This is a genomic window from Colwellia sp. BRX10-9, from assembly GCF_014077405.1.
Lineage (GTDB): Bacteria > Pseudomonadota > Gammaproteobacteria > Enterobacterales > Alteromonadaceae > Colwellia_A.
Genome location: NZ_JACGVV010000006.1, coordinates 1 through 16,364, shown reverse-complemented (window position 1 = coordinate 16,364; position 16,364 = coordinate 1). Strand labels below are relative to the sequence as shown.

Below are 16,364 nucleotides of genomic sequence, written 5' to 3'. Positions count from 1 at the left end.
TAAAAACTAGTGGTTGACGGATCAATTCATTTTTTTTATTAATAGACGATAGAAAAACTTATTTCCATTGACATTATGAAAGGCTAGAATATCTAAAATTGTTGAAAACTTGTTATAATTAACCATCATTTTAACAATGAATTGTGAGGTTTTTGTATTAGCGCTCTATTAGTAACACTGATAATAATGCTTGCTGCCTATTTGGTCGGTTCGATTTCTAGTGCTATTTTATTGTGTAAGCTATTAAAACTTCCAGATCCTCGCACTACCGGCTCAAACAATCCTGGCGCCACCAATGTTTTGCGTATCAGTAACAAATTCATCGCTGCACTGGTGCTGCTCTTTGATATCCTCAAAGGCACTATTCCGGTGTGGGGCGCTTATTTCCTTGATTTAGACCCCCTTAATTTAGGGTTAATAGCATTGGCTGCTTGTTTAGGCCATATGTACCCTATATTTTTTAACTTTAGAGGCGGAAAAGGCGTTGCAACCGCACTGGGTGTATTATTACCGATAGGTTTAGATCTTGGGGGTTTATTGATACTGACCTGGGTAAGTGTCATTTATTTTACCCGATATTCAAGCTTAGCCGCTATTATTACGGTATCGCTTGCGCCTTTTTATATTTGGCTATTAAAACCTCTATATATGTACCCAGTGATGATGCTCTCGGTATTAATTATTTTTCGCCACAAGGACAACATTTGGCGATTGATAAAAGGAGATGAAGGTAAAATATCCTTTACTAAGGCCAAATGAAGTCATTAATGTGCCAACTTTACCGATAGTTATACCGCTGGTAAAGTATCTAACGGCCAACGTGGTGTCGCTTTAAACGATAAATCTGCATCTGTTCCTGCTTTTAAACGTTGCAAGCCCGCATAAGCTATCATCGCGCCATTATCAGTACAAAACTCAGGACGTGGATAAAAAACTTCTCCACCGAGCTTTTTAGTAATTTCCGCTAATTTTTCTCGAAGCGATGTGTTGGCGCTAACGCCACCAGCAATCACTAAACGTTTTAACTCACACTGCTGCAAAGCACGGCGACATTTTATTGCTAAGGTATCAACAACCGCTTCTTGAAATGCATAAGCGACATCGGCATGAGTTTGTTCATCCATACCTTCATTGCCTTGTGCTTTTTGTAACGCTATTTCTTTGCGAATAACGGTACCCGCAGCGGTTTTTAAACCACTAAAGCTAAAATCTAAACCTGGACGATCTGTCATTGGACGCGGCAATTTATAACGCCCTTTTGTGCCTTTTTCAGCCATCTTCGATAAAGCAGGCCCGCCGGGGTAATCAAGCCCAAGTAACTTAGCTGTTTTATCAAACGCTTCACCCGCAGCATCGTCAACTGATTCACCGAGTAATTCATATCGACCAATGCCGTCAACACGCACTAGCATAGTATGTCCACCCGAAACGAGCAGGGCAACAAAAGGAAACTCTGGCACGTTTTCTTCTAACATAGGCGCGAGTAAATGCCCTTCCATATGATGAACAGGCACAGCAGGAAGTCCCCAGCCGTAAGCTAAACTTCTGCCAATTGAACAGCCTACTAATAATGCACCCACTAAACCAGGCCCTGCAGTATAAGCAACGCCGTCTAGATCAGCAGGGGTTAAGTTAGCTTCTTTTAACACTTCTTTAATTAAAGGTATTGTTTTACGGACATGGTCTCGTGACGCTAATTCAGGAACGACTCCGCCGTAGTCAGCATGAACAGCTATTTGACTATATAAACGATGGGCTACAATACCTTTAGGTAAATCACCTTCTCCGTCATCATAAATAGCAATACCCGTTTCATCACAAGATGTTTCTATACCTAAAATTCGCATAATACCCTTAACCTAAAAGCCTAAATAATGTTTATTTCATTTTATTGAGCGATTTTAACGCCAAATACGTTAGCTATTATACCCATTTGAACAAGGTTGTGATCTACTTTTTTATCAGAAAAATAGATAATGGTCAGCGACAACGTTTAATAAATTATTATTCGTTTTCCCCCCGTGAAAGTCAGTGGATATATAATAAAATTGGTATTAAATCAGTTAATTTTAATTTTAGAAAATATTACACTTTACTTTAACTAGTGCTTAGCTTTAGAATATGTCACCCAATTTTGATAGAGTGGGTGTTTGCGAAGCAATAATGCTTAAGCGATACACCAATCATATAGATACATACTAAGGTTATACATGCCAGTAATTAAAGTTAGAGAAAACGAACCATTTGACGTTGCATTACGTCGTTTTAAACGTTCATGTGAAAAAGCAGGGATCCTTTCAGAAGTTCGCCGTCGCGAATCTTACGAAAAGCCTACTTGGGAACGTAAACGTAAGAAAGCTGCCGCTGTTAAGCGTGCTGCTAAAAAAGTTTCTCGTGAAAACGCTCGCCGCGTTCGCATGTACTAAGATACCTTAGTAGTATTTAAGACTATCGAGTAAAATAAATGAGTTTAATAGACCAACTCAGAGATGAAATGAAAGTTGCGATGCGTGCTAAAGACAAATGTCGTCTTGGTGTTATTCGTATGGCCATTTCATCAATTAAGCAAGCCGAAATCGATCATAACCTTGAACCAACTGATGAGAACATCATTGTGATTTTAACCAAAATGGTTAAACAACGCAGAGAGTCCATCAAAATGTTTACTGACGGTGGTCGTGATGAGTTAGCTGCTAAAGAAGCTGAAGAAGTAACCGCGTTAGGATTTTTTCTTCCGCAGCCACTTTCAAGTGAAGAAATTAGTCAGTTAATTACCAAAACTATTGCTGATACCGGTGCTGCTTCAATGGCTGACATGGGTAAAGTAATGGCGGTATTAAAACCATTAATGCAAGGCAAAGCAGACTTAGGCGCAGTAAGTGGCCAAGTTCGTAATACCTTAAATGCATAACGGATTTTACTAAAGCTTACTGTTTTCGTTTTATTAAAATGTACATTTTAAAGCCGTGAAATTTATTTTCACGGCTTTATTGTTTTATATAATACCTATTTATCGTTTCACTTGGGTGAGAAGTTAAAAAACACCTATCCAGTACAGGTCAATTAGGTTTAAAATAACCTTCGCACAAACAACCAAAGAAAATGTAGACATGACTGGTATGATCCCTCGACAATTTATTGATGATTTATTAGCGCGCGCTGATATTGTTGAATTAATTGACTCTCGAGTGCCGCTAAAAAAAGCCGGCAAAAATTATCAAGCTTGTTGCCCATTCCATACCGAAAAGTCTCCCTCGTTCAGTGTTAGCCAAGATAAGCAATTCTATCATTGCTTTGGTTGTGGAGAACACGGCAATGCTATTTCCTTTTTGATGGAATTTGACCGTTTAGAGTTCCCTGATGCGATTGAAGAACTTGCCTCCCATTATAATATGGAGGTGCCACGTGAACAGAATAACCAGAGCCCTGCGCAACTAAAGCAGCAACAACAAGTTCATAAACAAAAACAAGATGATTACGAACTGATGGAAAAAATCAGTCGTTTTTATCAACAACAATTAAAAGTTGCTACCGATAAAGATTCCGCCATTGATTATTTAAAAGGTCGCGGCTTAAGCGGTGAAGTGGTGAAGCGCTTTGGTATTGGTTATATCAGTGACGCTTGGGATGGGATGATGAACCATTTTGCCAAAAATCCTGAAACCACTCAGCAACTTGTAGATTTAGGTATGGCAATCCCTGGCGATAAGAATCGTCCTTATGATCGTTTTAGAGGTCGTATTCAATTCCCCATTCGTGACAAGCGAGGTCGCGTTATTGGTTTTGGTGGTCGTGTATTGGGTGATGGTACGCCAAAGTATTTAAACTCTCCAGAAACACGTATTTATCATAAAGGCCATGAACTTTACGGATTATTTGAAGCAAAACAAGCCAATAAACAATTGTCTCGATTGGTCGTGGTTGAAGGCTACATGGATGTTGTGGCATTAGCACAACATGGTGTCGACTATGCTGTAGCGTCGCTCGGTACATCAACCACCCCAGAACAATGCCAAACTTTATTTAGAACCGTTAAAGAAGTTATCTGTTGTTATGACGGTGACCGAGCAGGCCGAGATGCTGCATGGCGAGCCATGGAGAATGCCCTGCCTTTAATCAACGATGGTACGAGTTTAAAATTTGTATTTTTGCCTGACGGTGAAGACCCTGATTCGTTGATCAGAGAAAAAGGTCAACAAGCTTTCGAAGAAATTCTAGATAACGCCACACCCTTGTCAGTTTTTCTTTTTGATCACCTTTCTCTGCAAGTCAATATGAGTACTTTGGAAGGAAAATCAAAAATGATTGAGCTCTTCCAGCCTTACTTAAATAAGCTGCCTGATAGTACCTTGAAAGATTCAATTTTGACTGAATTAGCCAATAAATTCGCCCGTGGCAACGAAAAACGTTTAGACGAATTACGTAAAAAGAACAATCAAAACAACAAGGCTAGTACGGTAAAGAAGCAAAGTAAGATCACACCATTACGCCTTGCTATTGCATTATTACTTGAGCACCCCCATATCATTAGTGCATTACCGGATATTACTATTTTACAACAACTCGATATGCCAGGTATTCCTTTGCTAAATCGACTGTTAGTTTTATGTAAACAAAATTCAAAAATTAACAGTGCTCAGCTTATTGAACATTTTCGAGGGACCACTGAAGGTAGCCAATTAACAAAGTTAATGTGCTTACAACATCATGTTGAACCTGAAAATGCTGAATCGATGTTTATTGATGTAATAGAAAGTTTTTTAAACAAATTTATTGAACAACGTACGGAGCAATTGCTTGCCAAAGAACATGCAACTGGCTTAAGTAAAAGTGAGAAACAAGAATTACATAGTTTGTTAAGTGCGTAGCAAACAAAAATAAGTTGAACAAACTTTAACGCTGGCAATATACTAAGCAATTAGCTATAATTTCCGGCTTACTGTTTTCATTTTGATAGCCATAATTTAGGTGGACACTCGTCAATGAATCAAGCCCCACAATCTAGACTTAAAGAGCTCATTACCAAAGGTAAAGAGCAAGGTTACTTAACTTTTGCTCAAGTTAACGATCACCTGCCACAAGATATAATCGATTCAGACCAAGTTGAAGACATCGTTAGAATGATCAACGACATGGGTATTCAGGTATTCGAAACTGCTCCAGATCAAGATACCTTGATGATGACAGAAGGTAATACTGATGAAGATGCTGCTGAAGCAGCTGCCCAAGCACTTGCTACGGTTGAAAGCGAAATTGGTAGAACAACTGATCCTGTCCGCATGTACATGCGTGAAATGGGTACGGTTGAGCTATTAACGCGTAAAGGCGAAATTGTTATCGCTAAGCGTATTGAAGAAGGCATTAAGGAAGTTCAGCGTAGTGTTGCTGAATATCCGCCGGCAATCAATTTTTTACTCGATATGTGGGACAACTTTGAAGCTGAAGAAGTACGTTTAACCGATATTATCGTTGGCTTTTTAGACCCTGATGCTGAAGAAGAAGAAATTCCAGCAGCAGCGACGCATATTGGTTCAGAGCTTTCAAAAGAAGAGCTCAACGACGAAGATAAGTCTGATGGCGACGAAGAAGATGAGGAAGAAGAAGATACCGGTCCTTGTCCTGAACTTGCTAAAGAAAAGTTCACTCTACTTCGCAATGCCTACGAAAAAGCAAATAAAGTTATTAATGCTAAAGGTCGCGGTCATAAAGACGCACAAGCAGCGATTGATGATTTAGCTGAAGTATTTAAAGAATTCCGTTTAATCCCTAAACTTTTTGATAAGCTTGTTAAAAACATGCGTAGCGTAATGGATAGATTACGTATTCAAGAACGTTTAATCATGAAGCACTGTGTTGTTGGTGCTGGCATGCCTAAAACAACGTTTATCAAAATTTTTCCAGGTAATGAAACCTCTAAAGATTGGTTTAACGAGCAAAAAGCTGCAGGTCATGCTTATTCAGCAAAAATGTCTGATATTGAGTTAGACGTTGAACGTTGTATTTATAAATTAAACCAATTAGAAAAAGAAACGTTCTTAAATGTACACGGTATTAAAGATATTAACCGTCGTATGTCTATCGGTGAAGCTAAGGCTCGTCGTGCGAAAAAAGAAATGGTTGAAGCTAACCTACGTTTAGTTATCTCGATTGCTAAAAAATATACCAACCGTGGTTTACAATTCTTAGATTTAATCCAAGAAGGTAACATTGGTTTGATGAAAGCGGTTGATAAATTTGAATACCGTCGTGGTTACAAATTTTCAACGTATGCAACGTGGTGGATCCGTCAAGCGATCACCCGTTCAATTGCTGACCAAGCCAGAACGATTCGTATCCCTGTACATATGATAGAAACGATTAATAAATTGAATCGTATTTCTCGTCAGATGTTACAAGAAATGGGACGTGAGCCAACACCTGAAGAATTAGCTGAACGCATGATCATGCCGGAAGATAAGATTCGTAAAGTATTGAAAATTGCTAAAGAACCTATTTCAATGGAAACCCCTATCGGTGATGACGAAGATTCACACTTGGGCGATTTTATTGAAGATGGTAATGGCGAACTACCTGTTGACTCGGCTACCGCTGAAAACTTGAAAGATGCGACACACGAAGTATTAGCTGGCTTAACCGCTCGTGAAGCTAAAGTGTTAAGAATGCGTTTTGGTATCGATATGAATACCGATCATACGTTAGAAGAAGTAGGTAAGCAGTTTGATGTTACCCGTGAACGTATTCGTCAAATCGAAGCAAAAGCGTTACGTAAATTACGTCACCCTTCTCGCTCTGAGCAACTTAAAAGTTTCTTAGACGGCGAATAAAGCTTTCATTTTTAAATAGATGACTTAAAATCCAGTAATTAATTACTGGATTTTTTTTGTCTTTAATTAACTCGACTCAATTATCAGCCAATCAAATTTTTCATAAAAGGACTTTCAATGCGCTCTCTCATTCTACTATTTTCTTTATTTTTAACACTACCTACTTTAGCGGCTAAATCTGGACCTATCGAAGTAACTCCCTTTGCAGGTTACCGTTTGGGAGGAGATTTTACTATTGCTGGAGATTTTTATGGTGTTGATGAACCTCAGTCATTAGCAGTAGATATAGATGAAGGCTCAAGTTTTGGGGTGATTGTTGCTTGGCCTTATGACAATAAACGCCAAGGTGAGTTGCTGATAAGTCACTATGAAAGTGAATTAATTCCTGCCAGTTTATTAAGCCCTTATACTAGTGACTTATCGGTAACTTACCTACATATCGGTGGTAATGTGCCACTTTCAAATAGCTTAGTCCCCTTTTGGTTTTCTGGTGGCTTTGGTGTTACGCATTTTTCACCCAAGGCAAAAGAACTTGATGATGAAACTAAGCTATCAGTAAACCTAGGGTTTTACAGTAAATTACAACTCAATGACCGTATAGCGATTCGTTTAGGTGCAAGAGTATATGCGACACTTATTGACTCTCAAGACGCACTTTTCTGTGATAACAATACCTGTAAAATCGCAATATCGAGCGATATGTGGGTGCAAAGTGAATTATCAGCAGGTTTAACCTTCACGTTTTAAGACTTACTTATCAACAATAATATGCTTGGGATCAGATAGAAATGTTTGGTCCGTTAAGGTTTTCAAAAAAGCAATTAAGTCTTCTTTTTCTGCTTTTGTTAAGACAAACCCTTTAATGAACTGACTTTTCAGTGGATTACTTCGACCATCACCTTGATATTCACCCGTAGTAACATTTCGTCCACCAGCGGCATAAAAATCAATAACTTCCGCTAAGCTTCCAATACTGCCGTCATGCATGTAGGGCGCACTAACTTCAATATTACGTAATGTTGGCGCTCTAAATCGGCCATTATCTCTTGCTAACGTTGAAATTTCAGACAAACCAGTATCATGTTTAGGGTAACCTGATTTGTGACTATCACTAACATTATACAAACCCGTATTATGAAAAGGCCTACGATCAATTAGCTGTTTTTCATGACTGGTAGACTGAGTGAAATTAAATCCGCCGTGACAATGATGGCATTCAAGCTGCTCTGAGAAAAATAAATTCATACCGCGCAAAGCCGAGGCAGAAATAGCATTGTCATCAGCCAAATATGCATAGCTATCAAAAGGCGAATTTAAAGAAACTAAACTGCGAACATAGCTCGCTAATGCTTTCACAATTAAATCGAAACTTATGGTTTTTCCTGGGAAGGCTTCAGTGAATAAACGCTGATAACTCTTGGTATTAAATCGCGCTAAAACTTCTTCTTCATGACCGGTTATGCCTAGCTCAACCGGCGATTCACCAAACATAGGTAATAGTATTTGCTGTTCAATAGAGGTTAAACCGTCGTGTGCCCACGTTAACGTTTTGTTATACGCTATATTAACTAAAGCAGAGGCATTACGTCGATGTGGTTGTGCGGTGCTGCCAAATGAATGGGGAATATTTTCACCAAAAGCAAACTCTTGATGATGACAACTTGCACACGCTTGTTGGTGATTGGCAGACAAACTTTTATCAAAAAAGAGTTGTTTACCTAAATTAACTTTTGCTTGGGTCATCAGATTATCTTGTGGTACTTGTGGTTTAGGAAAACCTTCGATAATGGGCCACTGATATTCACTTTCTAATTTATTATCATCACTACATGACTGCAAAGCCAAGCAAATTCCAAAAGTGAATAAGCACTGAAGTATTAATTTAAGTCGATGTAGAAGCCAATTACCCATTATTTTTTGTCTTAAATAACAACGATTCATTACTAGTATTCGCTCCCAAACCTAAGTTTTTAAATAACATTTTACAACTCTCTTCATCGATTGCCGATTGACAACTATTTTTGCGTGCTAATCCAACATCTCGTACTAACAACGCTAAATCAAATTCAATGGTAGAATTTTCCAAGGTAAAAGGTAAAGCAACAGCCACGCGATTAGGATACAAACATTCATTTTTTGGTGCTCGTACTGGGCTTAATGCTTTACAACCTGTAGAGCCTAGGTGAAATAGCCAGTCATCATTTTGAGAGACTAACTCGGCCCGCATAAATTTATGCCCCCCTTGCCATCCCCAAAACATTGAAGCGACATTTAATGGGCTAGGCTGGGTTAATGGATTCAGGTGATTAAGTGCAAATGGTACACCTAAAGTAAAACGAATATCAGTAACAACAGCCGCTTCATCTAATGGCATTAATTCGAGTTGCCAATAACCTTTGCCATTTTTTCTATCACATATCTCTCCCAGTAAAGCGACATTGTCTGCTTGATTTGCATTTGTTGTCATCAGCCAAGGCTGCCAACCATTACTACTGGTATTCACTTCAACGCCATGTATAAAAAACTGTAACTGCTGATATTGCCACTTTTGTGATTCGCTACTTTTTAATTCATGAACATCAGAGAAACTGCTTGCACAGTTAATGTCAGTATTTTTATAAACAGCTTGAAAAGAAATTTTTGTGGGCTGTGACTTTTGAAAACATCCTGAAAGTAAGGTAATACTTAACCCAAAAATAGTTGTGACAGATAAAATTTTTTTTAATATATAACGGTTCATTTGAATAAGGCTTAATCGTTGAATGCAAAGTAATATTTACATGAAGTTAAAGTAATGTTAACGAGTTGGTTTTAAATTGTACGTTAACTTGCTATGGTAAAGCCATCAAATATTGAGCAGCTAAATAAAAAACGAGCACATTATGGCTAAAATATCATTACCTCTTGGCATTGCAATTATTTCAATATCTTATTTTTTACTCTCTTCAAATACATTCGCTCATTCAGAGCATGATAAGTCGAGGTTTGTTGCTGTTAATGGCGTAGATAAAGACCGCTGTGATAATGTTCTTAGACCCTGTAAAACAATTGCCTATGCGGTTAGCCAAGCAAACAAAGGTGATAACGTACTTGTTGCTTCAGGCGACTTTACAATCACTTCAAGCGAAGAATTATTTTATTTAAAAAGCGCTCTTGTCTCAGTCGTCGGAGGCTATAATCAGTTTGATCATTACCAATCACAAAGCCCTCAGTCAAATGTTACCACTTTACATAATATTCCAATTGAAATGGTTGATGAGCTTCGTAGCAACGGTTTTAGCGTTATTGCAGATGGTAAAGCCTTTGCTAAAGATAAAGATTTAAAACAAAAACTTGCAAGTTATTATCAACTCAGTGAGAGCCAAGCAAATGAACCTTGTGTTAATGGCAAAGCTGATATTTTTGACTGCAATAACATTGATTTACTCGCTCATTTCCCATTAACTGCAATGTCGAGTGATCCTGTTGAAGGCAACGATATTTGGGGCCATGTAGATTTAAATACGGGTAATGAATTTGCTATTATGGGTGTAAAAAATGGCGTTGTTGTGGTTAATGTTACCAACCCAACCACTCCTGTTGAAGTGGGTACAATAGCTGGAGTAACGTCAACATGGCGAGATGTAAAAGTTTACCAATACTTTGATGAAAATATCAATTTATGGCAAGCCTATGCTTATGTTACAACCGAAGGTGTTCGAAATGGTCCAACAGATTATGTGACTATCATTGACCTTAACAATCTTCCTCATTCAATAACCTTAGTTGAAAAGAATAAAGTCGTCAGTAGAGCCCATAATGTTTATATCACTAATGTTGATCATACCCTTAATATAACGCTTCCAGATCAAACAGCTTCACTGCAACTTATTGGCACAAACAGTAGGGGTGGAGCTTTCCAAAGCTATTCATTAGAAAACCCAAAAACATTAGTCAACGTTACTGCTAACAATTTTGGTAATGGCTACACCCATGATGGGGCTTCTCTTGTTATAGATGATCAACGTTCAGTTAATGATTGTGGTTTAACGTCAGGTAGCTGTACTGTTTTCATTGATTTTAATGAAGACGTCATGAAGTTATGGAATATCACCGATCCAAATAACTCAACTCAGTTAGGTGCTGCTGAATATAACGACGTAGCTCCGAACAATAAATATGTACATTCTGGTTGGGGCACTGAAGATAAGCAGTTCATTTTATTACATGATGAATTTGATGAATTTCGTGGTGGATTAAACACCACTGTTAGAATATTTTCAATTGGGGACCTAACGAACCCAACACAGGTTGGCCAATGGACAGGTCCTACACAAGCGATTGATCATAATGGTTTTGTTCGAGGTAATAGATACTATATGTCTAACTACGAACGTGGCTTAACCATTTTAGACATTACGGATCCTACAACGCCTACTGAAGTTGGGTTCTTTGATACTTTCACACCGAGTAACTCAGCAAGCTTTAATGGTGCATGGGGCGTTTATCCATTTTTACCGTCAGGAAATATTCTCGTTAGCGATATTAACAGTGGTCTGTATGTATTAAAAGATAACGCAAAAGCGTCAACGAAAGGAATGTTCAGCTTTACCAGTAAAAGCACAGAAACCGCTCAAGGAACAACACTCAACCTCATTGTGCAACGTAATGGTTCAGACATTACAGAAAGTACTGCGGTAAGTTACCAAGTAATTCAAGGTAGCGCCAAAAAAGGCACTGACTTTGATGTAGAAAACAACACACTCACTTGGGCTGCAAACGATAATACCAATAAGACAATAAGTATTGATATTGCAGATGACCTAACAAATACCGAATTGTCAGAGTCTTTTTTTATACGTTTATATAATCCAACAAATGGTGCAACACTTGGCTCAAACAGTTACAACACTATCAATATTACTGGGTTAATAGACAAAGGAACGGGAAGCTTTGAATTCGACGAGCAAACAATCGCAGAGAATGTTGATGAATACACCGTAAATGTTAACCGAATGGGTAGCACATCGGGCAGTATCTCATTCCAGTATCAACTGACTTCAGGGCAAGCGATTATTGGTAGCGATATCATTGATGCATCGGGGCAAGTATCTTGGGGCGAAGGTGAAAGTGATACTAAAAAAATTATATTAACTATTATTGATGATATTGAAGAAGAAGAAAATGAAACGTTCACCTTAACCTTATCAAGCATCGATAATAGTCGGTTAGGTAATAATGCAGAGATTATATTCACTATTGCTGATGATGATCAAAATACAGCACCTGTGGTTACCCTAAGAGAAAATTTTGAAGTAAATACTAATCAAGGTGTAACGTTAACGGCTCAAGCCATCGATGCAGAAAGCGACAGTATGACCTACTTATGGGAGCAAACAGCAGGCTCAACGGTATCAATAACTAACGCTGATATGTTATCAGCTAGCTTTACAGCCCCAAATAACGCTACCTCGTTAACATTTAAACTTACCGCTACTGATTTCAGAGGCGCATCAAGTACAGGGAGTGTTATTGTTTCAGTAGTCGCACCTGTTGTAGTAACACCAACGCCCAACACACCAAGTAGCGGCGGCACAATATTATGGCTAACAATCCTTTCATTATCTTTATTAACCAAGAGAAAAGTCATTATCAATAAATAGTATCTAGGCAATAGTGATATAAAATCACCCGTATTGCCTAACAATTAAGCGAACAACGTAAAATTTATCATTTTTTAAAAATACGCTAGTGACAACAAAATAAAAAATGCTTATACTTCACGCCGCTTTAAGTTGAAGTCTCAATTTAAAGCGGATAAAAAGATGGCCCCTTAGCTCAGTTGGTTAGAGCATTCGACTCATAATCGACAGGTCCCCTGTTCAAGTCAGGGAGGGGCCACCATTTCAAATATTACTATCCTCGTAAGAATTTACTAAAAAATATTTTAATCTGAAATTAACTGTAGTTATCACTGTAGTAGTAATTCCAATAAAGTTATGTACGATAACACTCGCTCTTGCCGTGTCGGAAATTTGTACGAATACCCTGTCCCTTTAAGATATTCCGAAACGCTAGGGTTACCCTAGTGGTATTGGTGTTAAAATCCACTGTGTGAATATAAGGTGAGTGCTAAATTTTGACATGTAGGATGATGATAGTTATTACTATACGCCTAATCCCAACCCTATTCTGTTCTTATAAAATTCGGTAATGGAATACTCTGACGTGGTTTACGACCTCTAGCTTTAGGTTTCTAATAAATCTATTAACGTTACTCACAAAGTGTTAATGAAGCGAATGACTAAGCGGTTTAGTTGTGTATAAAAATGCGTTTAGCTTTACAAATTTTGTATCTACACAACTAAGTAGATTATTTACTCTTTAACACTCCCTATTTTGTTACTCTAAAAAAGCCTTCTGCTGCTTCAGTTAAGCTAGAGAGGTTTTTATTCTCACGCCGGCTTATTGATTATCATGGTTAATAGTAAATTATTAGCAAAACTTTGTTTTAAGTACGTTCATATCAATAATAATTTGTTATTTTTAATGTAGTATAAGATCGGACTTGCTTACTAGGCTATGATATTTCAAAGCCCTCTAAGAAATAAAAACAAATAGAATAGGGATAAATAAACAATGGTAAACATGTTAATTGCATATCAACTTGATGGCGGTGATGTTATCGAGATTAATCATCCAGAAGAGTTCGAGTTCAAAGATTTAGATGGAAATAGCTTAGGAAATGCTCAGATTATCAAGCGACATAATAACGATCTGATATTAGCCGAAGCTGCATTTGTGATCTCAGCCGAACATGCAAAAGTTATGATACCAAGCGATGCGGCATTCATGGAATCCAAAGCAGGCGTAAAGCAACCTTTTGACTTTAACGGGCTCGTAAAAGGCTGTGGATTTGACTCTGTTAAATATAAATTTGATAAACAAGGTAATGAACCAACTGACTGGGTTATCGCCTATCCTCTACAGCACTAAGCCTAAAAAGGTCGCTAGTCATACCAGTGACCTTTGTTATAGCTTTGAATGGACCAGGTAATGAGATTATTTCAACATCAGGCTAAGCGTATATATCTGTTTCAGAACGACTAAATGTTGATTTAACTAGAGGGTTTAGTTATCAGGTTAAGAAACACTGATACGTAAACTAAACTTAGTCATATTTTATTATATTTTTTTAACAAAACAGAATCGATATGATCAAGAGAATAAGCTGTACTATTCGCCAACATATTGCATTTTAATCAATATGATATAAAACAAATTATCAATGGAGCGGTATATGTATAAAACTATTATTTGCGCAATAGAAGCTAGTGATGAAGGACTGGAAGTACTTTCAAAAGCCCATGAGTTATCTCAACTATACCAAGCTAAATTGTTTGTTACTCATATCATCCCATATACATTGCTTCCTAAAGACTATCAAAAAGAATTAAAAGAAAGTGCATTACCTTCAATTGAATCAAAAGCCGCATCATTAGGTATATTAAAGAAAGATGTCTCGGTCACATTTGGGAAACCCTACGAGCAAATTTGCATACTTGCAGAAAGAAAAAAGGCAGACTTAATTATACTTGGTACCCACTCTAAAAAAGGTATTCATGCTTTGATTGGGTCAACAGCAAATGGTGTTGCCAATTATGCTAAATGTGATGTTTCACTTATTAAAATTTAAAGTGATTTTTTTGATAAAAAATCTAAATGTGCTCTTTCAAATAAATAACTAATGCCGCCAACATGGCATTAGTTATTATTAGAGCAATGAAGATTGCACTCTTGGGTTACTTACAATAGTCATATTAAGTGAAATTACTTTTAATGGCTCACTATCTCCTTCTAATAACAACGCTAATACCCTGGATATTAAAAGCTCATATACATGAGTATATTTAATAGTAAGTTTAGTTCCTTTAAACCAAACATGAATCGTCAATAACTGGCCTTAAAGTGTTATCTACATATTAATTTTTCGACATTTAATCAGATATTTCATCCATTCTAAAAACCGGATAAAAATCATATTATCGCTTATAACGTTTCAGGATTATTGTCAGTTACGCGTTTTAGTCATAATGTATATTAGGAAGTGATCACCTTCTCATTCAATGTAGCTGTTGGATATTTAAGCTAAGAAAAATGAATAAATTTTATCAAACTAACATGACTAAAGCTCATTCGTAATATATTATTATTTTTAGGGAATCGTATATAAAAACGGCAGTTATAAGAATTATGGATTTAGATAAATTTAAACAAATTAATAAAGCATTCGATTACCTCTTTGATTCATTGGTGATCACTGACCTACAAGGCATTATTACTGACTGGAATAAAGGCTCTGAAAATTTATACGGCTATTCCAAAAAAGAGATCATTGGTCAGCCTGTTGATATTTTACATCTCCCCGAAGACACCGAACATATTACTTCAGAAGTTATCAGCTCTGTAGAGAAGTACGGAAAATGGACCGGTGAAGTTAGAATGCTCCATAAAGATGGTCATATTGGCTGGATTGAATCTATGTGTGTGCCACTTTTTGATGCTAATCATAAGCTCGTCGGCGCATTAGGTGTAAATCGAGATATATCAGACCGGGTAAAAGAGACTAAACGTCTTGAGCACCTAGCTCATTATGATCAACTGACAGAAATTCCAAATCGATACCTAGTGTTTGACCGAATTGATCACCTAATTGATCAGTCTGAACGTGATATGAGAACTTTTGCGTTGCTTTTTATTGATTTAGATAAATTTAAAATAATTAATGATACCAAGGGTCATGCGTTTGGTGATCAAGTGCTAGTAGAAGTATCTTTACGTCTTAAGCAGTCAATTCGTAATTCAGATACCGTTGCAAGAATTGGAGGTGACGAATTTGTTATTTTACTTGAGAATATGATTGATAAGTCTAATGTAGATTCTGTGATTAAAACTATTATGGATACGATTAGCAGACCCTTTAAGATTAACGATGAAAAGTTAACCGTGAGTTGTAGTATTGGTGTTTCAATTTATCCTGATGATGGTATTACCACCGATAGCTTAATCGCAACAGCAGATAAAGCGATGTATAACAACAAACATAAAAAATGACCTCAGCTGATAAATGAGTTTAGATATTTTCGATGCTATCTTTGATTTTTTGATCTTAAATAAGCACGCTATTAGCCATTAATTTGATTGCTAAAGGTTATTTTAACGAATACTGCTATTACCTCCCCTCTTATTGACCTACTAGTTAACCTTGATGTTCAGCCTCAGCCTAGTTAACAGCTAGCTTATACTAGAGAATAAATTGACTTTTAACTGATTGAGAATAGACTAAAAACTAGGTTATATTTCAATGAGATAAATTATTATGTCTACTAAAGCTTTCGCTACTTGTTCTTGTCTATTCACATTATTTATAACCTTAGCAACACTTAGCGGTTGTGATAACAAAAAACCAGGTATTGCCTTAGGTACGTTAGAAAGAGAACGCATAGCGCACACAGCAACAGTGAGTGAAGTTATCACGGCATTACCTGTTAGTGCAGGTAG

General features: G+C 37.2%; 13 protein-coding genes, 1 tRNA gene and 1 pseudogene. 12 read left to right on the top strand and 3 right to left on the bottom strand.

Annotated elements, in window-relative coordinates:
* Nucleotides 1-156: 156 nt before the first annotated feature.
* Nucleotides 157-759: a glycerol-3-phosphate 1-O-acyltransferase PlsY gene (gene plsY, locus H4J69_RS05235; RefSeq protein WP_310733587.1), complete on the top strand. Its 603-nt coding sequence runs from the start codon at nucleotides 157-159 to the stop codon at nucleotides 757-759.
* A gap of 29 nt (nucleotides 760-788) precedes the next feature.
* Here plsY and tsaD read toward each other — a convergent pair whose 3' ends face one another.
* The gene (gene tsaD, locus H4J69_RS05230) at nucleotides 789-1,847 is read right to left on the bottom strand and encodes a tRNA (adenosine(37)-N6)-threonylcarbamoyltransferase complex transferase subunit TsaD (RefSeq protein WP_070374848.1); all 1,059 of its coding nucleotides are present in this window, start codon (nucleotides 1,845-1,847) and stop codon (nucleotides 789-791) included.
* 363 nt (nucleotides 1,848-2,210) lie between these two features.
* Here tsaD and rpsU point away from each other — a divergent pair, with 363 nt between their 5' ends.
* The 5 genes from rpsU to H4J69_RS05205 all read left to right on the top strand — a co-directional run bounded on the left by rpsU (nucleotide 2,211) and on the right by H4J69_RS05205 (nucleotide 7,571).
* Nucleotides 2,211-2,426, top strand: coding sequence for a 30S ribosomal protein S21 (gene rpsU / locus H4J69_RS05225; RefSeq protein ID WP_011045067.1), 216 nt, complete (start codon nucleotides 2,211-2,213; stop codon nucleotides 2,424-2,426).
* Nucleotides 2,427-2,464: 38 nt separating this feature from the next.
* Nucleotides 2,465-2,911, top strand: coding sequence for a GatB/YqeY domain-containing protein (locus tag H4J69_RS05220; RefSeq protein ID WP_182218037.1), 447 nt, complete (start codon nucleotides 2,465-2,467; stop codon nucleotides 2,909-2,911).
* Between the two features lie 199 nt (nucleotides 2,912-3,110).
* Nucleotides 3,111-4,868: a DNA primase gene (gene dnaG, locus H4J69_RS05215; protein ID WP_182221176.1), complete on the top strand. Its 1,758-nt coding sequence runs from the start codon at nucleotides 3,111-3,113 to the stop codon at nucleotides 4,866-4,868.
* Between the two features lie 114 nt (nucleotides 4,869-4,982).
* Nucleotides 4,983-6,824: an RNA polymerase sigma factor RpoD gene (gene rpoD, locus H4J69_RS05210; RefSeq protein ID WP_146798012.1), complete on the top strand. Its 1,842-nt coding sequence runs from the start codon at nucleotides 4,983-4,985 to the stop codon at nucleotides 6,822-6,824.
* Nucleotides 6,825-6,941: 117 nt separating this feature from the next.
* A complete protein-coding gene (locus H4J69_RS05205) occupies nucleotides 6,942-7,571 on the top strand; it encodes a hypothetical protein (RefSeq protein ID WP_182241782.1) in 630 nt (209 codons plus the stop codon).
* A 3-nt stretch (nucleotides 7,572-7,574) separates the two neighbouring features.
* Here H4J69_RS05205 and H4J69_RS05200 read toward each other — a convergent pair whose 3' ends face one another.
* Together H4J69_RS05200 and H4J69_RS05195 are read right to left on the bottom strand one after the other, a co-directional pair.
* The gene (locus tag H4J69_RS05200; RefSeq protein WP_259367713.1) at nucleotides 7,575-8,669 is read right to left on the bottom strand and encodes an MbnH family di-heme enzyme; all 1,095 of its coding nucleotides are present in this window, start codon (nucleotides 8,667-8,669) and stop codon (nucleotides 7,575-7,577) included.
* Nucleotides 8,670-8,727: 58 nt separating this feature from the next.
* A complete protein-coding gene (locus H4J69_RS05195) occupies nucleotides 8,728-9,564 on the bottom strand; it encodes an MbnP family copper-binding protein (RefSeq protein WP_182244164.1) in 837 nt (278 codons plus the stop codon).
* 142 nt (nucleotides 9,565-9,706) lie between these two features.
* Here H4J69_RS05195 and H4J69_RS05190 point away from each other — a divergent pair, with 142 nt between their 5' ends.
* The 6 genes and pseudogenes from H4J69_RS05190 to H4J69_RS05165 all read left to right on the top strand — a co-directional run.
* On the top strand, nucleotides 9,707-12,466 hold the full coding sequence (locus H4J69_RS05190) for a choice-of-anchor B family protein (protein WP_182244165.1): 2,760 nt from the start codon (nucleotides 9,707-9,709) through the stop codon (nucleotides 12,464-12,466).
* Between the two features lie 164 nt (nucleotides 12,467-12,630).
* Nucleotides 12,631-12,707, top strand: a tRNA-Ile gene (locus H4J69_RS05185).
* A gap of 735 nt (nucleotides 12,708-13,442) precedes the next feature.
* Nucleotides 13,443-13,799 (top strand): hypothetical protein, encoded by a 357-nt coding sequence (locus H4J69_RS05180; RefSeq protein ID WP_182218045.1) that lies wholly within the window; start codon nucleotides 13,443-13,445, stop codon nucleotides 13,797-13,799.
* A gap of 304 nt (nucleotides 13,800-14,103) precedes the next feature.
* Nucleotides 14,104-14,499, top strand: a complete 396-nt coding sequence (locus H4J69_RS05175; protein WP_182218047.1) for a universal stress protein — start codon at nucleotides 14,104-14,106, stop codon at nucleotides 14,497-14,499.
* A gap of 557 nt (nucleotides 14,500-15,056) precedes the next feature.
* On the top strand, nucleotides 15,057-15,917 hold the full coding sequence (locus H4J69_RS05170; RefSeq protein WP_182218048.1) for a sensor domain-containing diguanylate cyclase: 861 nt from the start codon (nucleotides 15,057-15,059) through the stop codon (nucleotides 15,915-15,917).
* A 265-nt stretch (nucleotides 15,918-16,182) separates the two neighbouring features.
* Nucleotides 16,183-16,364: pseudogene (locus H4J69_RS05165) on the top strand (hypothetical protein); the annotation flags it as partial.